The sequence below is a fragment of the Collinsella aerofaciens genome (assembly GCF_040915545.1).
GTDB classification, from domain to species: Bacteria; Actinomycetota; Coriobacteriia; order Coriobacteriales; family Coriobacteriaceae; genus Collinsella; species Collinsella aerofaciens_BE.
The window spans coordinates 91,137-109,571 of record NZ_JBCPDH010000003.1; the positions used below are offsets into that span (position 1 = coordinate 91,137).

Here is an 18,435-nt window from a genome sequence, read left to right on the forward strand (position 1 = left end):
ACCTCTTCCGAAAGGGTATTTAACGGTTCCGGAAAAGGTTATCTACCTGCGGCAACGATAGGCAACCGGACACACATTCCGTCCGAGCGGTTAAAAGCGGCCACGGAATTTAAACGGCTGAAAAAGGGGCATCGACCTGCGCCGATGCCCCTAAAGTAGACACACATTTTGTCCTATAAGCCAAAAAGGACCCGCAAGCTGCGGGTCCTTTCTAGGCACTAAATTGTAGGCCGAATGTTAGTCCAGGTCGTCGGCAGCAAAGTTGTCGATCGGGGCAAAGGGATCGGCCACGGGGACAACCGGGTCAGCGACGGGCAGCGGCTCGGCGGGAACAGTCACTGCAGGAGAAGCGGCAGAACCGACCGGCGTGGAGGCCATGAGGTCGGCCGGGAAGGAGTTCTGGGCATCGTCCATGAAGTGCTGGATGAGCTTGAGATACTCGGCCTTGAACTCCTCACGGGAAGCTTTGAGACGATCGATCTCCTCGAGCTCGGCCTGCTTTTCGGTCAGAGCCTGGCGGATGACCTCGCGGGCCTTGGCGTCAGCCTCGTTGCGGATACGCTCAGCGTTCTCGTTGGCATCGTTAACGATGGTCTCAGCGGTCTGCTGGGCAGCGATCAGGGCAGCGGAAATCTGGCGCTCCTGAGCGGAGAAGTCAGGGGCGGGAGCAGCCACGGGGGCGGCAGGAACGGCCTGGGCGGTGGCATCCTGAGCTTGGGCAAGCTGAGCCTGCGCATCGGCAAGCTGCTGCTCGGTAGCAGTCAGACGACCCTTAAGGTCGACGATCTTAGCGAGCATAGCGTCAACCTCGGAGGACAGCGTCTCCAAGAAGACGTCGACCTCAGCAGGATCGTAGCCACGCTTGGCCTCAGAGAAAGTCTGAGCCTGGATGTCTGCAGGGGTAATAGCCATAACAAGTCTCCTTTTTCATCGCCTCGGCGCTACACGCCCGACGTAAGTTACTAAGTCAGTTCTACACGAGTATACCTATAAGAAGCTGCAGAACCAGCCTCTGCACCAACTGCAACGCAATAATCGCAACGACCGGCGAAAAATCGATACCGCCCATCGGCGGGATGAAACGACGGAACAGGTTGAGCCACGGACCGCACACGCTATCAAGCACCGCGGCAATATCCTGAAGCAAACCACCCTGCTTCATGGGAATCCACGTCATAAAGCAGTAGACGACAATGAGCGTGGAATAGAAGTTGAACAGCGTGTTGACCAGCTGGACGATAGTGTAGATGTTGATGGGAATCTCCTCGTCTTGTCTTTACTTAAGGTAGCCGTCGGCACGAAGCTTCTTGAGATCGGAATCTTTGACCTCGCAACCGGCGGGCAGCACCATGAACACGCGGTCGCCCACCTCCTTGACCGTGGCACCCAGACCGCAGGCAAAGCCGTAAGAGAAGTCCAAGACGCGCTTGGCAACTTCGGTGCGTACGCCCACAAAAATCAGTGCGACAGGCTGCTTGGTGCGAACGCGGCGCACCACGGTCTCCACGTCGTCATAGCTCTCGGGGCGCAGGACATAGGCCGGCAGCTGCGGCGTGGCGTTGATGATATTGCTCGCATAGGCCGAGGCATCGCTCGGTGCAGGCGCGGGTGCAGCGGCGGCACGGGCGCGGGTATTCTCGGCGTAGCTCGACGGCGTGTCATAGGCACCAGGACGATAACCGCTCGCAACACTGTCCTGCGAGCGCGAAGGCGGGTTATACGTCGTGGCATGACGGGAGTCATCGCCGACCAGCTGACCGGAGCGCGTATACACGGCAACCGACTCAGCTTCACCGCGGCGCGTCTGGCCAAGCAGGCCGTTGCTCGGCTCGTCTTGGGTGTAGAAGCCCTCGCCCGAAGCACCACTGTAGCCGTTGTTCTGATAGCCATCGTCGTAGCCGTCATCGTAGCCGTAGTCGTCGTCCTGGCCATAACCCTGGTCGTAACCCTGCTGGCCGCCCAGGTGCATCTTATTTTTAATCTCGTCAAGGAAGCCCATGGTTGTGTCCTCTCGCGGTTTAGTGCAGGCGCCCCGATAATCAGTGCGCACTTCAGAGCCTTATTTTACTGCAAACTCCGGGCTAAATACTACCCTGCCCAGGCGAACGAGCGTAGAGCCCTCCTCAAGGGCAGACTCAAAGTCCTCGCTCATACCGCAGGAAAGCTCAGGCAGGTTCAAATCGGGATGCGCCGCCTCCAGCTCATCCCTCAGCTCACGAAGCCCCGCAAAGGTGCGGCGTGCCACATCCTTATTCCCCCGGGGCGCCATAGTCATAAGCCCCTGTACGCAAATTCCCTCAAGTTCTGCAAGCTCACCCGCGGCGGCGCGAATCTCATCGGGTGAAAAGCCTCCCTTCGACTCCTCACCACTCACATTGACCTCAATGAGCACACGCTGGGGGCCGACGAGCTCGCCTGCCTCAATCTTGCGAACAGCACGGCTCGAGATCGCCTGCGCCAGATGCAGCGAACCCACCGAGTGAATCAGCTCGGCTGAGCCCAGCACCGCATTGATCTTATTGGTCTGCAGGTTGCCGATCATATCGAAGCGCACCTCGGGCAGCTCCGGATGCTCCGCCAGACCCGTGAGCTTGCGAACCAGCTCCTGCGGGCGGTTCTCGGCAAAATGGCGATACCCCGCCTGGATGGCGGCAACGGTCTCATCGACACCAACGGTCTTGGACACGGCAATGAGGCTCGCGGCGTCGTGGGGACGGCCCGCGCGATCGAGCGCCGCATAAAAACGTTCCAGAATCTGCTCGCGGCGAGCGCGCATCAAGTCCAAATAGTTATCCATTGCCAATCGCCTCCGCTGACAGCCAAACAAGTAGTCCCATGCTAACGCAAGAGCGCGGCCCCGCATGTGCAAGGCCGCGCTCACTTAGGTATTTACAATCTTTCGACGAACGGGGTTACTTACTCCTCGTCGTCCTCGCCATCGTCCTCATCCTCAAGATGATCGAGCAGGTAGCGAAGACCCTCGCTGACCTCGTTAACGGGCACCTTGGCAACGTAGCGTGCATCGACGGCGGGCCTCATGATAACACCCTCGCCCGAAGGCACGCGCATGCTCTCGAGCTCATCCTCATCAGTGCAGGCGATATCACCGGCAGTCATACGCTGTCCGGTCAACAGGAAGGTCAGACGGCAGGCGGCATCGATGGAAATCGAGGCGATGCGATCGAGATAGCGCGATACCATGATGGCGCGGCGCAGGTCGTCATAGTTGCTGTCGTCGTCCATAAAATCGCCCGTGTCCATGCGGTTAAAGGTGCGGAAGAACTTCTCGTAGGCGGCGTGCACTGGCTCGTCCTCGACGGCCAAGTTGCAGATGATGGACATGTCGTTGGTGACGAGCGCAGAAAGCGAAGAGCCCAGCACCTGGTAGACGGCCTCAGCCTCGGCCTCGACCGTGCCGACAAGCTCCTTGGGCAGCGAGATGTCGGCCTTGATCATATGACGCGTGGCGCGGCAAATCTGGCGAACCTTATCGGTCATGCGCTGCAGGTTAAAGTCGACGTAGATGATCGTCTGCAGCAAGCGGAAGTCGGAGGCGACCGGTGACTGCGTGGCAATCAGGTTGTAGCAGACGGCCTCCAGGTTGGCGCAGCGTGCGTCAATCGAAAGCGTGCGCTTCTTGGTCTTGGTGGCGAGCTTGCGGTCGTCGGTCACATAGGCCTTCACGGCATCGTGGAGGGCCAGATCGACGGCCTCGTAGATGCTCAGCATCTCGTGACGGGCCTCGATGAGCTGACGGGAAAACAGTTTGCGCATGGTTCACTCCAATCAGTTGGGTGCGGTCATGCCGCCCGCACAGTGAATACGCACCGGACCAGATCCGATCGGCTTGGGACTAGTCGCACCGATCAGCCAAAGCGGCCGGTGATATAGTCTTCCGTCCGCGAGTCCACCGGGCTGGTGAAGATCGCGTCGGTTTGACCATACTCGATGAGCGTAGCGGGCTCGCCGGCAACTTCCTGCAAGAAGAACGCGGTGTAGTCACTGATACGAGCTGCCTGCTGCATTGAATGCGTGACGATGATAATCGTCATCTCGGGCGCCAGCTCGGCCATCAGATCCTCGACCTTAGAGACGGAAGTGGGGTCGATGGCGGAGCAGGGCTCGTCCATCAGGAGGACATCGGGTTGCACCGCAAGCACGCGCGCGATGCACAGACGCTGCTGCTGACCGCCCGAGAGCGCCAAACCATCCTTGTTGAGCTGATTGGATACCTCTTTCCAGAGGTTGGCGCGCTTGAGCGATTCTTCCACGATGTCATCGAGGTCGCTTTTGCTAGTCACGCCCTGCAGACGAGGGCCAAAGGCGACATTCTCGTAGATGGATTTGGGAAACGGGTTGGGCTGCTGAAAGATCATGCCCACGCGACGACGGAGATCGACCGGATCGACACCCTCGGCATAGATATCGTTGCCGTCGAGCGTCATGGTGCCCTCGACGCGCGTGCCCTCAATCAGGTCATTCATGCGGTTGATGCAGCGCAAAAACGTCGACTTGCCGCAGCCCGAAGGGCCAATGAAGGAGGTGATGGCGTTTTTGGCGATGTTGAGGTCAAGCCCCGTCAGCGCATGAAAGTCACCGTACCAAAAGTTGAAATCCTTGGCCGTAATGGCCGCTTGCTCCAACGCGGGAGCGGACTGATAAACGGACATGGGACTCCTTAACTAGCGACGCTTGCGCGACAGGAAGCGCGCAAACAGGTTGAAGGCCAAAATGATCACCATCAGCAAGAGCGCGGTGCCGTAGGCTGCGTTCATGTTGATGCCGTCGTTGGCAAGCAGGTACAGGTGAACGGTCATGGGACGACCGGAATCGAGCGGCGAAATAGGTAGATTGATGGCCTGGCCCATGGTGTAGAGCACCACGGCGGTCTCGCCGATGGCACGGCCGATGGCAAGGACGATGCCCGTGGCAATGCGGCCAAAGGCCGAAGGAAGCACGATCTTGGAGACGACCTGCCACTTGGTAGCGCCCAGGCCGTACGCGCCCCAACGGATATAGCGCGGAACGGCGCGAATGGCTTCTTCGGTGGTGCGCATGACGATGGGAAGCATCAAGAGCGCGAGCGCCAGAGCGGCCGAGACCATCGAAAGGCCCAGGCCCATAGCCTCGACAAACAAGGCGTAGCCAAACAGGCCCATAACGATGGAGGGCACCGAGGCCAAAGCGTCAGCAGCGTAGCGAATGAGCTCGACGACCTTGCCCTGCTTGGCGTACTCGGCCAGATAGACGGCTGCCAGCACAGCGATCGGCGTGCAGATAAGCATGGCGAGCGCCGTCACGTAGACGGTCGAGACGATCGTGGGCCAAATTCCGCCCTCGGCGTTGACGCCCTGGGGCCAACCGAAGATAAAGTCGAGCGAGATGTGTGGCAGGCCGTTGATGACCACGTAGGCGATGATAGCGACCAGCACCAGCGTGGTGATGTAGGCAGCGGCACGAAACACGCCAAGCATGATCTTGTTGGACAGGTCCTTGTTGATGCGGCCCTTCTTGCCGTGGGAAAGGGCACGCTTGATGCGCTCGCGCGACGAGGTCGTATCGACCGTCGTGTCAACGGAATCGGACATAGCCTACCCCCTCTTCTTCTTGGAAATCAGACGAACGATACCCACCAGCGTGGCGGAGATGATAAACAGGACCACACCCATGCCGAACAGCGCCGAGCGGTGCAGACCCGAGGAATAGCTCATGTCGAGCGCAATCTGGCTCGTGAGCGTCGAGATGGGGCTCGCAATGCTGTCGGGAATAACCGGGGCGTTACCTACGACCATGAGCACGGCCATGGTCTCGCCGATGGCACGGCCCATACCCAGCACGATGGCATCAACGATACCCAGCTTCGCGGCAGGTAGCACGACCTTATAGATGGTCTGCCACTTTGTGGCACCCATGGCATACGATGCCTCGCGAATGCCCATGGGAATGGAATTGAGAGCATCGATGGTGAGCGTGGTGATGGTAGGGACGATCATGATGGCGAGCACAAACCACGCCGTCAGCGCACCAAAACCAAGGCCGCCGGTCAGTTGTGCGATAAACGGGCGGATGATGATCATGCCGAAAAAGCCGTAGATGATAGAAGGGATGCCGGCCAGCAGGTCGACGGCAGGGCTGATGAGCTTGCGCACGCGCTTGCTGGCAATCTCGACCAGGTAAACGGCTGTACCCACGCCCAGCGGCACGCCCATGGCGAGCGCACCGACGGTCACCAGACCCGAGCCGGCAAGCAGCGACAAGATTCCGTAGTGGCCCTCGGAAGGCGCCCACGTAAAGCTAAAGAAGTCCGCCAGACCGATGTCAGTAAAGACGGGCAGCGCCGAGTACGTGGTAAAGACAAAAATCAGGATGACGGTGACGACCGCCAAGAACGCGCAGGCAAAGAAGATCCACTGCAGCGCCTTCTCCTTGATATAGGTGCTGCGCGATACGAGCGCCAGCTCGCGCTTCTTGGGCGTCTGAACATTCTGCTCAGTCTGGGAGTTTTCCTGTGCTTCCATGCTACTCACTCCCCTTCTCGTCGTTGGTGACGGGGATAAAGCCCGCCTCGCGAATCTGCTTGTCCATCTTTTCGGACGTCACATAGTCAATGTAATCCTGCGCCTGCTGCGAAGGCGCACCCTTCACAAAGAAGTAAAGGTCGCGCGAGATGGGATAGCCGCCACTCGCGACCGTCTTCTCGGACGCCTCAACATGATTGACCGAGACGGCCTTGACCGAGGTCTTGGCGTTGAGGCTATCGACGAAGCCCAGCGAAATGTAGCCGATGGCCCCACGCGAACGAGATACCACGTCGCGGACCTGGCCCGTACCCGAAAGAACAGCCGAGCGGCGATCGAACGGCGTGCCATCCATCACGATGGTACGGAAGGCCTCGCGCGTACCGGACGCCTCGTCTCGGTTGATGACCTGAATCCTCAGGTCCTCGCCACCGACCTCTTTCCAATTGGTAATCTTGCCGGCGTAGATATCGCGGAGCTGCTCGGTCGAGAGGTTATCGACGGGATTGTCGTCGTTCACGATGACCGCAATACCGTCGTGGGCAATGACGATGGGAGTCAGGCCCAGATCCTGTTCGTCGGCATTGAGTCCACGGGAGGAGCTGGCGATATCCGCCGTGCCGGCGCTGACGGCCTCGATCCCAGCGGAAGAACCCAAACCGGAAACGAGCACGTCGATGCCGGTCTCCTCCTTAAAGCCCTCGGCCGCAATCTCGGCGATAGGAAGGCAGGTCGTGGAGCCGGCCACGGTAATGGAAGAGGTAGAAGATCCCGAAGAACAGGCGCACAGCGTAAGCGTAAACACAGCGGCGCTCAGGACCGATACGATCTTTCTCATAGCATCATGCCGATCGCAGCATGGCGCCCACAGGTGCCGTCCTCGTTACGGTAGGAATAAAAGCGGTCGTTCTGACGCACGGTCGAAAGCTGGGTATCCACGATATTATCCGCGTCGACACCGACATCTACCAGCGCCTCGCGAATGGCAGCGGAAAGATCAAGCATGCGAGAGGTATTCGCATCGATGCAAGAGAACTCGGCGGCAAAGCGATCCATGAGTTCCTGGGATACCTCATATTCGTCACCCAAGATATGGGGGCCGATATAGGCGGAAACGTCGCTCGCATCGCAACCGGCAGCATCGCAAAGCGCCTGGCACGCCTTGGCGGAAATACGTGCAATCGTGCCCTTCCAACCGGAGTGCACCACGGCAAATCCGCCGGGGGCCACCAGCACCACGGGAACGCAGTCGGCAAAGCAGAGCAGCACGGGCACGTTATGCGCCGTGCAGACGATGGCATCACAGCCCTCGGCAATCTGCTCGCGAACGTCCTCAAGGTCATCGGCGCCGTTCGAGGTCACCGCAACGATATGATCACCATGGACCTGATTGGGAACGAGCAGGTTGTGCTCGCACTCGGCGGCACCCATAGCCTCGAGCGCACGACGACGATTTTCTTGAACAGCAAAGGGGTCATCGCCAACATGCGAGCCCAAGTTGAGTGAGGAGTACGCATCTTCGGAAACGCCACCGGCGCGCTCGGTGAAGGCAAAGCGAACATCGGATGTCGCGCCCTCCACCAACGTAACTCCATCATGGTCGACACGCGAAACTTTGTCCGCACGTGCTGCCATACTAAAGCCTCCTAATAACACAAGTACCGCGGCATCGCCGCTACAGCCCGCGTTTATACGGCTGTCATACTTCTCTAAAAGGATACCTGCTGCGCTGGAGGCAATCGTAAAGGGAACGTAAAGAGATTGGAGGTTCTAGTTTACAAAGTCGAAATAAAAAGGGCGCGTCCATACGGACACGCCCCTGTGCACAACAATGCAAAGAACGACTTAGAAGCTACCGCGCTTCAGGAAGTCGGGAAGCTCGAACTGATCGTTGCCGAAGTTAGGAAGCTCGGTGCCACCGACGTTGCGGGTCGGAGCGGCCTGAGCCGGGCTCGTGGCAGGAGCGGTGCGCTGCGGCTCAGCGGAGGCAGCGGCCTTGCTCTGAGACTGCTGAGCAGCAAAGAGCTCGTCCTGACGGTTGACGTTGGAGTCGGAGAAGCCCGTAGCGATGACGGTGATACGCACCTGATCGCCCAGGGACTCGTCGACAACGGTACCGAAGATGATGTTGGCCTCGGGGTCGACGGCGTTGGCGACAACGTCGGCGGCGTCGCTGATCTCCTGGATGCCCAGGTCCTTGGAACCGGCGATGGAGAGCAGCACGCGCGTGGCACCATCGATGGAGCTCTCGAGCAGCGGGCTGGAGATGGCCTGCTGGGCAGCGTCGACGGCACGGGTGTCCCCAGAAGAGGTACCGATACCCATCATGGCGGTACCGGCCTGCTTCATGATGGTCTTAACATCGGCGAAGTCCAGGTTGATGATACCGGGGACGGTGATGAGGTCGGTGATGCCCTGGGTGCCCTGGGAAAGGACGCCATCGGCAATCGCGAAGGCCTCGAGCATGGTGGTCTTCTTCTCGGCGATGTCGAGCAGCTTATCGTTAGGGATGACGATCATGGTGTCGACGCAATCGGAGAGGGTCTTAATGCCCTCCTCGGCGCTCTTCTTGCGCTTGCGGCCCTCGAAGGTGAAGGGCTTGGTCACGACGGCGACGGTCAGCGCACCGACCTCGTTCATCGCGATATCGGCAACGATGGGAGCAGCGCCGGTACCGGTGCCACCGCCCTCGCCGCAGGTGATGAACACCATGTCGGCACCAGCGAGCGCCTCGGCAATGTCGTCGCGGGACTCATCGGCAGCCTTGCGGCCAACCTCGGGGTTGGCGCCGGCGCCCAGGCCGCGGGTAAGGTCGGTGCCGATGTGCACCTTGATATCGGCATCAGAGATCGCGAGTGCCTGAGCATCGGTGTTGATGGCAACAAACTCGACGCCGCGGATGCCCTCTTCGATCATTCGATTGACCGCGTTGGTACCGCCGCCGCCGACGCCGACCACCTTAATGACGGCAAGGTAGTTGTTGATCTCTGTCTCGTGCATGTCGGTCCTCCGAACAAAGGTTATAGCCATAGCATGGGTCGACCCCTGCGCACATTAACCTTCAGGTTGAAAGTAAATGCAAAGGTAAACCGTATTATGTTTGCACATTATGAACGTATCAGTCAAATAATTGACCGTGAAAACCAAACAAACCAGATAAACGGCGTGGTATGGCCCCTCAACAAAGCATCAACCAGCGCTACGAGGTCGGAGCGTTCCTAAATGTATAGTTACCCGGAGAGCGCACATTGATATACGTTACGCCCTCTACCTGCGAAAGCAGCTTGGTGACTACGCGCTCCTTCTTGACGATATCGTTCGAATCGCCCAGCGACACCTCAATGCCGTTATTGAGGTTTGCCGAGATGGCTTCGACCGAAGGCGTGGAAATATCCTTGACTTGTCCCAAGAACTCGCTCGAAAAACCACGCACATAATCCAAGCCAGCCTTAACGGCCTTGGAGCTCACTGCCTGGCCGGAAACCGGAGCGACATCCGCCGAGACATCAGTCAACAACACCGCGCCATAGTGCTTAGCGAGCGCCAGCGCGGCATCGATTCCGGTCAAGGTATTTGAGCCCTGCCCTGTCGTGATGACGTTGCCCTGATCGTCCACTTCGACCGACGTCGACAGCGGGGCGATCCAGGTGTCATCATCCCCGATGGCCCAGGCAAGGTCATCGGAGCTGATATAGGCAATTGCGATGACCTTGCGCTCCATCGGCGTAATGATGAGCGTATGTGGGAACTGACGCTGGACATCCACGCCCGAGACCCACGGGTTCTGCTTGAGGTCCTCGGTAATCTGGTCGGGATCGACGTTAAAAAGCGACGTTCCCTCGGGCAAATCGATCAGCTGGATAGCATCGTGCTTCGTCACATGCTCGCTGCCTTGAATCTGAATATCAGTGGCGGTAAATAATCCAGAGTTAATCACCACGATAGCAACGACGACGAGCACGGCCAAGACGGCCAAAACGCCGCCCACGATTTTGCCTTTGCCTGTAACGACAGAAGCGGCGTCTGATGTTTTATTTGCCATCGCCCTAAGTAAAGACAACGGGTTGACGCCTTTTTTACCCGAAGGCTTCTTGGCGGTAGCCGGCACCGATGTCAGCGAGCGCGGTTTCGATGCGCCCAGCGTGCGACTCGGACGCGCCGCCTTAGTTCCTGGCGAGGGCTTAGGAGTTGCCATAGGACGGGCAGGCTTGACGCCCATAACAGGCTTTGACGTCACCGAGGGACGCGAGGACTTTTTTGCGGCCGGACGATTACCGAGCTGCGAGCCGACAACCGGACGACTGGTCTGTCGAGCATGCCCGACAGGCTTAGAGTGCGCGACGATATTGCGTTGAGGTTTGGCAGGCGCGCCGGAACGCCCTCCGGCGCGGCGGAAGGTGGGTTTCGATGCTCTAGAAGCCGAGGAATTTAACTTCCGGTCTGAGCTCGATGCCATACGCCTCCCTCACCTTTCCGTGCACATGTCTGATAACCGCGGCAACGTCATCGGCCGAGGCAGTTCCGTTATTAACGATAAAATTAGCGTGAACGGGCGAAACTTCCGCGCCGCCAATCGAAAAACCCTTTAATCCACAATCCTCGATAAGCTTGCCCACGCTCGCATCGGGCGGGTTGCGAAAGACCGACCCGCAGGATGCGCGACCCATGGGCTGTGTACGCTTGCGCCTCGTCAGGTACCGCTCCATGCGCTCGCGAATGTCGGCCTTGGGCGCCGGTTTAAGCTTGAGCACGCACTCGAGGATGATCTCATTGCGGGGAAGGCTACATTCGCGGTAGCCCCAAGTGATCTCGGACCCCGCATAATGTTTGATACCGGATGCCGGGTCAAACGTTACGACATCCTCAACCAGCGAGCCAATCCACTCGGTCCGTGTGCCGGCATTCATAGATATCGCACCGCCAACCGAACCAGGGATGCCAACGGCAAACTCAAGGCCCGAGAGGCTACGCGACAGGGCATCGTTGACCAGGCGCGCAAACATCACGCCCGCACCGACCGTCAGCGTACAACCGTCATCGGCAACAACCGTGCGCTGAAACTCACGTCCGAGCGAAATGACGGCGCCGCGATAACCGCCATCGGCAACCAGCAGATTGGAGCCCTTGCCGATGATGACCCACGGCACCTGCTCGCGATCGAGCACCGCCACGGCGCGGCGGAGGGCATGATAGCTATGGCACGTCACAAAGAGGTCGGCCTTGCCGCCGATACGATAGCTCGTATGACGCGCAAGGCGCTCGTCCTCGATCACATCCGTGTCGATCATGCCCGAGAGCGCCATGACGGCGTTAAACAGACCCATTAGACTTAAGCGTCTTTCTTGGCAGTCAGATACTCAATGAACTCGGGACCGACGGTCGTAACGTCACCGGCACCCATAGTGAGCAGCAGGTCGCCCTCGCCCACCATCTGCTCGAGCTCCTGATTGAGCTCAAGACGGCTGGAGCAGTACACGACCTCCTTGCCAGGATGCTTGGCGCGCACGGTATCGGCGAGCATCTTAGAGGTGACACCCGGAATGGGCATCTCGCCAGCCGAGAACACATCAATCAGCAGCAGTTTATCGGCATTGGCAAATGCATCGGCAAATTCGTCGCACAGGGCCTGCAGGCGCGAATAGCGGTGCGGCTGGAACACGACGTCGACGTGCTTGTAGCCCAGCGACGAAGCAGCAGCAAGCGTCGCCTTGATCTCGGTGGGGTGATGGCCGTAATCATCGACCACGGTGATGCCATCGATATCGCCCACGTGGGTAAAGCGACGGCGGACGCCCTCAAAGCTCGAGAGCGCCTTGGCGGCGGCGTCGATGTCAAGGCACAGGACATGGGCGACGGTGAGCACCGCCGTGGCGTTGAGCATGTTGTGGCGACCGGGATTGCTCTTGATCTCCACAGCGTGCTCAGTGCCGTCCTCAAAGCGAACGATAAAATCGCTCTGGATGCCCTTGACATCCGGGTGCATGCAGACGATGTCGTTGCTCTCGGCAAAGCCGTAGGAAAGCACGTGACGACCCGTCGACTTGGCGAGCTCGACCAGATGCGGGTCCTCACCGCAGACGATGACGGTGCCGTCCTCGCCCACCAGGCTCATGAATTTGGCGAAAGTTGCCTCGATCTCCTCGATACCCGAGTAGTGATCGAGGTGGTCGGCCTCGACGTTGGTCACGATGACCACGTTGGGGTTCAGGAACAGGAAGGAGCTGTCGGACTCGTCGGCCTCAGCGACAAAGTAGTCGCCCGAGCCGTTCTTGCCGTTCGTATCATAGCCCTCGACGATGCCACCGATCAAGAAGCTCGGATCCAGACCCATGCGGTCGAGCATGGTGGCGCACATCGAAGACGTGGTGGTCTTGCCATGCGTGCCGGCAACAGCGACGGTGGTGTAGCCGTGGCCCAAAGCAGAGAGCATCTTGGCACGGGGCCACACGGGAATACCAAGCTCGCGAGCGCGCACGAGTTCAGGGTTGGACTCCGGAATAGCGGTGGAGACAACAACCACGTCGGGCTTGACCTCGTCGATCGTGGCGGCCTCATGGCCCACATGCACCTTCACACCAGCGCGGGTAAGCTGGCGGATATAACGTGACGTCTTAAGGTCGGAGCCGGTAACGGCATAACCGCGCTCGTGAAGAACGAGGGCGATGCCGCTCATGCCGGCGCCGCCGATACCGATAAAGTGGGCGCTCTTAAACTCGGGCGCGGAGGTTGCAGTCTGGGAATCAGCCATGTGCTCGTGTACTCCTTGCGTAAACACTGCCTGTAACCCGTTAACTGTACCGCACCTACCGCATCAGCGCGAGGGCGACCGACGATATCCCGTCTAACTAACGCAAACCCTCTACCGCATCCGCCAGAAGAGCGGCGGCCCTATCCTGAGCCAGACCACGCGCCGCCTGACGCATGGCGTCGCGCGCCGCCGCGTCATCGACCAGGTACAGCAGTTCATCGGCAAAGGCAGAACCGTCGATATCGGCATCGGCGCAGAGCACGCCGGCCCCAGCGTCGACCAGATAACGGGCATTGGTGGTTTGGTGGTCGGCCGTCGCATGCGGGTACGGCACGAGCACCGAAGGCACGGCGAGTGCAGCGATCTCGGCCACGCTCGATGCGCCCGAACGCGAGAGCACCAAATCGGCAGCAGCCAGCATATCGCCCATGTTGTCGATGTAAGGCTGGACGCGGTAACGCTTCGCCTCCTCGGGCGTCAGCGCCAAAGCGCGCTCGGTCTCCTCAAAGCCGTCGGCACCCGTCGAATGCAACACATAGAGGTTCTTGCGCGAAAGCAGCTCGTTTTTGAGCGAAGCCACACGCTCGTTGAGGTGCTGGGCGCCAAGTGAACCGCCAAAGACGAGCAGCAGCGTAGCGTCCTCGGGAACGCCAAGTGCCTTGCGGCCGCGAGCGCGATCGCCCTCGATCACCGAGCGACGTACGGGGTTGCCGGTCATGAGCACGTGGTCAGGGTCACCTTCGCGCTCAAAGACCGAACGCGCTGCCGGCACCGAGATGCACACGCGGGCGGCGTGGGAGTTCATCATCTTGTTGGCCAGGCCCGGAACAGAGTTCTGCTCATGCAGCAGATACGGAACGCCCGCGCCCTTGCACCACCCCAGCAGCGGAACCTCGACATAGGCACCAAAACCAATGGCGGCATCGGGCTTGCCGACCTTTGAGAAATGACTGGCGAGCACACGCTTGGCTTTGTTGACACGCCACAGCGAGGTCAGCGCCGTCCAAGGACGGGAGCGGTCGAAGCCCGTGACCGTAATGGGCACAAAATCAAACCCAGCCTCGGGGACCAGACGACCCTCGAGCTTGCGCGACTGGCCCACGAACACAACGTGGTGGCCACGGTCACGCAGCTCTTCGGCCAAGGCGAGCGCGGGGTTGATGTGCCCGGCCGTGCCGCCGGCTGCAATAGCAACGGTCATTTTATCGGTCATGGTAGTCCCTTCGTACACGCGGTCCCTGGTCGTCGATACGCAGACGCGCCGACGGGTCCGAGTTCAAATCGATTCGATTATATCCGCCGCCCGCGTTGCGAGGGCTGGGGCGCTGAGGACGACCTTGCGGCGCCGTTCGTTGACGCGGGCGGGCTGCCGGCTCGGTCGCAGAGCCATCCAGGACGGTAAAACCGTTACGCGAAGATCGCTCGCCGCGCACGTGGGGCACGCCGGCGGTACTCTCATCCATAACGGCAAAGCTCTCGCGGCGGCGGTCATACTCATCGCGGCGGGCGCTCTCGTACGAAACGCGCAGGATCAACCCGGCAAGCATGAGCGACACAATAATCGACGAACCGCCGTAGCTAATAAACGGCAACGGTTTGCCCGTCATGGGAAACACGTTGAGGATGCCCAGCGCGTTAATCAAAAACTGCACTGCGAGAATGACCGCGGAGCCAGACGCCATAAGCGCGCCCCGGCGATCGGTCGCCTGCTCGGCAATGCGAAACGCCGAGTAGATCAGCATCGCAAACACCAAGAAGAACAGCACGGTTCCGACAAAACCGACTTCCTCGCCAATGATGGCCAAGATGTAGTCGTTGTGTGCCTCGGGCAGATACGAGTACTTCATGGTTGAGTTGCCGATGCCACGGCCGAACAGACCGCCCGAGGCAAAGGCCATGATGGCAAGCGTGGCCTGATAGCCGTCACCATACTCGTCGGCCCAAGGGTTCAAGGCAACCTGAATACGCACCATACGGTACGGCTCTGCGACAAGCGCAATCACGATCACGAGAATGCCGAAGATTAGCACGCCGATGATAAATCTGGGGTCGAGACCCGCAAACAACGCCATGCACATGAGGGTCAACAGGATGATCAGGACAGTACCGAAATCGGGCTGGATAAAGATCAGAAAGAGCGAAATGCCCAGGTAAATGCCCATCTTGCGAAGGAATTCGTTGATGTTGCCACCGGGCGAAAAAAAGCGATCAAGCATGATAGCCGAATACGCAATGGCAAATGGCTTTAAAAACTCGGAAGGCTGGAACTGAATGCCGGCGATGTTGAGCCAGCGCGTGGCGCCACGGCTGCCGCTGCCCACCAAGAACACCAGAAACAGTAGCCCTATCATGCCTATGAGGAAGATCCTGAGCACATCCTCCCCAAACCAGCTGTCCGGCAAAACGCGCACGATGGCAATCAACGCCAGAACACCAACCACGGCAAAAGCGGCCTGTCGACCCAGAAAAAACGTCGCCGAGCCATTCTCGTGCAGCGCCTCGACCGAAGACGCCGAGTACACCATCAGCAGGCCAAAGCATACCAAGGTAAACAAGCAGGCCATGAATATCAAACGGGGGCGCATGATACGGGCGGGAACGCCGGCAATATAGCGTTCGCTAAACGACTGCCCGCCGCGGCTGGAACGCGGTGTGGTGCGACGTGAGGAAGCACGGTCCGAGTCGGGCCTCCTCATACCTTGTCGGGGGCTCTCCTCTCTCACCGCAACCCCTATTCCATTTGTGATTTCGCTGCAGCGGCAAGCTGGGCCACGTAGTCCTTAAACACGCGGCCGCGCTCCTCATAGCCCGAGAACTCATCGAACGAAGAGCAGGCAGGAGAAAGTAAGATCACGTCACCACGGCTCGACAGCGAACGGGCGACGTCCACGGCGTCGCGTAGGTCATCCGCCTGGGCGATATCCACGTCGCCATCGACATCGGCCTCGTCCATAGCGGCGGTGAAGCGCTCGCGCGCATCGCCAAAGCAGACGACCGAGCGCACGTTGTCCATAACGACGCGCGCGAAGTCCGTGAGCGGCGTGCCCTTATCGTGGCCGCCGAGCAGCAAGATCACGTCGTCATCGGGAAATGCCGTCAGTGCCTTCTCGACCGCATCGGTGTTGGTCGCCTTGGAATCGTTGACGTAGCGCACGCCGTCAATCTCGCCACACGGCTCCACGCGGTGCTCGAGCGGCTGGAACGAGGCCAGACCGCGGCAGACACCATCGACATCGGCACCGACCGCCAAGGCAGCCGTGGCAGCGCACAGGGCATTGATAACATTGTGATGGCCCGAGATCTTGAGCGCGGATGTAGCGATGAGCGGGGTCTCGACACCCTTCAGACGCACGATCATCTTGCCATCGCGCACAAAGGCGGCATCCTCGCCCTCAGGCTCGTCAAAGGCAACCTTGCAGATGCGACGACCCGGCGTGTAGATGTACTCATCGAACTCGTGAATGCCGGCGTCTTCGACGTCGACAACCACCAGATCGTCATCGGCCATATTGTCAAACAGTTTGATTTTGGCAAGCGCATAGTTCTTATGGCTCTTATGCCAGCCCAAGTGGTCGGGAGTGATGTTGAGCAGCACCGCCACGCGGGGGTGGAGCTCGGTTGTCGTAGCAATCTGATAGCTCGAGAGCTCAGCCACAAACCACTCGTTGTGGGCTCGGCCGTCAATCTCGTTGACCGGCGGCTCGCCGATGTTGCCGACAGCAACGCTGGCCTCGCCGGCAGCCTTAAGCAGATAATCAGTCAGCGACGTGGTGGTCGTCTTGCCGTTGGTGCCCGTGATGGCAATCCAGTTATCGGGCGACAGGCGATAGGCAAACTCGGGCTCACCCATAATCTGGGCGGCATGCTCGCGCCCGGCCTTAAAGAAGCCCGAGAACTCCGAGATGCCCGGGCACGTCACGCATACGTCATAGGCGCCCTCGACCTGTTCGGTCCCATAGACAAACGACGCACCAGCAGCCTCGAGCGCACGCGTGGCGTCATTGGGCTCAGAGGTGCCACCGCCATACACGGTAACGGCGCTTACGCGCTCGGGATGTGCCAACGCCCAGCGGGCGACATCGAGACCGGATTTGCCCTGACCCAAAACGAGCAGGCTAAAGACATCAGCAAGAGACATGAAAGACCACTATCCCAACTGGAAGAACAGAGCAAGGCCAACGGCACCAAAGGCAGCAGCGATAATCCAAAAACGGATGACGACCTTGGTCTCGGCCCAGCCCTTCTTTTCGAAATGATGATGGATGGGCGCCATAAGGAAGACGCGCTTGTGCGTAAAGTGGAAGTAGACAACCTGAATCATGACCGACAGGGTCTCAACGATAAACAGGCCACCGATGATGAGGGAGACGACCTCGGTGTTGGTCATGATGGACGTGCAGGCAAACGCGGCACCCAGGGCAAGCGAGCCGGTATCGCCCATAAAGATGCTCGCCGGATAGCAGTTGAACCACAGAAAGCCCAAGCAGGCACCGGCACACGCGGTGCAGAAGATGGACAGGTTCACGTCTCCGTGCAAAAACGCCATGGCGGCCATGGCGAGCATAGCGATCATGGAGGTGCCGCCAGCAAGACCGTCAAGGCCATCGGTCAGGTTCACGGCATTAGAAAGACCGGCGATCATCAGCCAGCAAAAGACAATATAGAGCCACGGGAACGAAAGGCCGCAGATGGTGGTCGAAAGCACGCCAAGGTCGATCGTCAGGCCGCCGGGAAAACGAATCTCGGGGGCGACGCCGCACCAGTTAACGGCAAGTACCGTAAAGGTGACACAGATAATGGTTAGACCGATCATCTTGGCATGAGGCGTCAGACCGAGCGAGCGCCCATGCGTAACGGAGGTCAGGTCGTCGATCAGGCCCAGCACGCCGGTCGCCAGCGTGGCGAGCAGCACGAGCACGAGCTCGGTGGTGAGCTTGCCCATCAGCAGGCAGGTCAGCGAAATCGCGACGAGAATGACAACGCCACCCATGGTGGGCGTTCCCTGCTTAACCAAATGACGCTTGGGGCCGTCGGCACGAACCTGCTGGCCGATACCCTCGACCTTGAGCAGCTTGATCCACCACGGCATGAGCAGCAGCGCAATGGCAGCGGCGATGCCAAGCCCCAAAAAAGCCTGATACGTTGGATACGAGGGATTGCCGAACATGG

The 18,435-nt window shown here is 59.5% G+C and carries 18 protein-coding genes; all 18 read right to left on the reverse strand.

Annotated elements, in window-relative coordinates:
- Nucleotides 1–237: 237 nt before the first annotated feature.
- The 18 genes from AB5202_RS01870 to mraY all read right to left on the reverse strand — a co-directional run bounded on the left by AB5202_RS01870 (nucleotide 238) and on the right by mraY (nucleotide 18,433).
- A complete protein-coding gene (locus tag AB5202_RS01870; protein WP_006234242.1) occupies nucleotides 238–912 on the reverse strand; it encodes a DivIVA domain-containing protein in 675 nt (224 codons plus the stop codon).
- A gap of 61 nt (nucleotides 913–973) precedes the next feature.
- Nucleotides 974–1,261, reverse strand: coding sequence for a YggT family protein (locus AB5202_RS01875; protein ID WP_040358293.1), 288 nt, complete (start codon nucleotides 1,259–1,261; stop codon nucleotides 974–976).
- 15 nt (nucleotides 1,262–1,276) lie between these two features.
- Complete coding sequence (locus tag AB5202_RS01880; RefSeq protein WP_006234245.1) at nucleotides 1,277–1,999, reverse strand: cell division protein SepF; 723 nt, start codon at nucleotides 1,997–1,999, stop codon at nucleotides 1,277–1,279.
- Nucleotides 2,000–2,059: 60 nt separating this feature from the next.
- Complete coding sequence (locus tag AB5202_RS01885; protein ID WP_117746754.1) at nucleotides 2,060–2,797, reverse strand: YggS family pyridoxal phosphate-dependent enzyme; 738 nt, start codon at nucleotides 2,795–2,797, stop codon at nucleotides 2,060–2,062.
- A 119-nt stretch (nucleotides 2,798–2,916) separates the two neighbouring features.
- Nucleotides 2,917–3,774, reverse strand: coding sequence for a phosphate signaling complex PhoU family protein (locus tag AB5202_RS01890; protein WP_006234247.1), 858 nt, complete (start codon nucleotides 3,772–3,774; stop codon nucleotides 2,917–2,919).
- Nucleotides 3,775–3,866: 92 nt separating this feature from the next.
- Complete coding sequence (pstB, locus tag AB5202_RS01895) at nucleotides 3,867–4,670, reverse strand: phosphate ABC transporter ATP-binding protein PstB (RefSeq protein WP_006234249.1); 804 nt, start codon at nucleotides 4,668–4,670, stop codon at nucleotides 3,867–3,869.
- Nucleotides 4,671–4,682: 12 nt separating this feature from the next.
- Nucleotides 4,683–5,588 carry a phosphate ABC transporter permease PstA gene (gene pstA / locus AB5202_RS01900; RefSeq protein ID WP_006234250.1) on the reverse strand — a complete coding sequence of 302 codons (906 nt, stop codon included), beginning with the start codon at nucleotides 5,586–5,588 and terminating at the stop codon, nucleotides 4,683–4,685.
- Between the two features lie 3 nt (nucleotides 5,589–5,591).
- The gene (pstC, locus tag AB5202_RS01905) at nucleotides 5,592–6,518 is read right to left on the reverse strand and encodes a phosphate ABC transporter permease subunit PstC (RefSeq protein WP_006234251.1); all 927 of its coding nucleotides are present in this window, start codon (nucleotides 6,516–6,518) and stop codon (nucleotides 5,592–5,594) included.
- A gap of 1 nt (nucleotide 6,519) precedes the next feature.
- Complete coding sequence (locus AB5202_RS01910) at nucleotides 6,520–7,356, reverse strand: phosphate ABC transporter substrate-binding protein (protein WP_346979698.1); 837 nt, start codon at nucleotides 7,354–7,356, stop codon at nucleotides 6,520–6,522.
- Nucleotides 7,353–8,153, reverse strand: a complete 801-nt coding sequence (locus AB5202_RS01915; RefSeq protein WP_055286078.1) for a purine nucleoside phosphorylase YfiH/LACC1 family protein — start codon at nucleotides 8,151–8,153, stop codon at nucleotides 7,353–7,355. Before AB5202_RS01915 ends, AB5202_RS01910 begins: the two co-directional genes overlap by 4 nt.
- Before the next feature lie 210 nt (nucleotides 8,154–8,363).
- Nucleotides 8,364–9,518, reverse strand: a complete 1,155-nt coding sequence (gene ftsZ, locus AB5202_RS01920) for a cell division protein FtsZ (protein ID WP_022094491.1) — start codon at nucleotides 9,516–9,518, stop codon at nucleotides 8,364–8,366.
- Nucleotides 9,519–9,717: 199 nt separating this feature from the next.
- Complete coding sequence (locus AB5202_RS01925) at nucleotides 9,718–10,506, reverse strand: cell division protein FtsQ/DivIB (protein ID WP_022094490.1); 789 nt, start codon at nucleotides 10,504–10,506, stop codon at nucleotides 9,718–9,720.
- Between the two features lie 424 nt (nucleotides 10,507–10,930).
- Complete coding sequence (gene murB / locus AB5202_RS01930) at nucleotides 10,931–11,842, reverse strand: UDP-N-acetylmuramate dehydrogenase (RefSeq protein ID WP_006234257.1); 912 nt, start codon at nucleotides 11,840–11,842, stop codon at nucleotides 10,931–10,933.
- 5 nt (nucleotides 11,843–11,847) lie between these two features.
- On the reverse strand, nucleotides 11,848–13,266 hold the full coding sequence (gene murC, locus AB5202_RS01935) for a UDP-N-acetylmuramate--L-alanine ligase (protein WP_368143516.1): 1,419 nt from the start codon (nucleotides 13,264–13,266) through the stop codon (nucleotides 11,848–11,850).
- Nucleotides 13,267–13,363: 97 nt separating this feature from the next.
- Nucleotides 13,364–14,479, reverse strand: coding sequence for an undecaprenyldiphospho-muramoylpentapeptide beta-N-acetylglucosaminyltransferase (gene murG, locus AB5202_RS01940; RefSeq protein ID WP_368143517.1), 1,116 nt, complete (start codon nucleotides 14,477–14,479; stop codon nucleotides 13,364–13,366).
- Nucleotides 14,469–15,962 (reverse strand): putative lipid II flippase FtsW, encoded by a 1,494-nt coding sequence (gene ftsW, locus AB5202_RS01945; protein ID WP_368143519.1) that lies wholly within the window; start codon nucleotides 15,960–15,962, stop codon nucleotides 14,469–14,471. Before ftsW ends, murG begins: the two co-directional genes overlap by 11 nt.
- Before the next feature lie 35 nt (nucleotides 15,963–15,997).
- Complete coding sequence (gene murD / locus AB5202_RS01950; RefSeq protein ID WP_368143520.1) at nucleotides 15,998–17,404, reverse strand: UDP-N-acetylmuramoyl-L-alanine--D-glutamate ligase; 1,407 nt, start codon at nucleotides 17,402–17,404, stop codon at nucleotides 15,998–16,000.
- A gap of 9 nt (nucleotides 17,405–17,413) precedes the next feature.
- Nucleotides 17,414–18,433, reverse strand: coding sequence for a phospho-N-acetylmuramoyl-pentapeptide-transferase (gene mraY, locus AB5202_RS01955; RefSeq protein ID WP_006234262.1), 1,020 nt, complete (start codon nucleotides 18,431–18,433; stop codon nucleotides 17,414–17,416).
- Nucleotides 18,434–18,435: the final 2 nt, after the last annotated feature.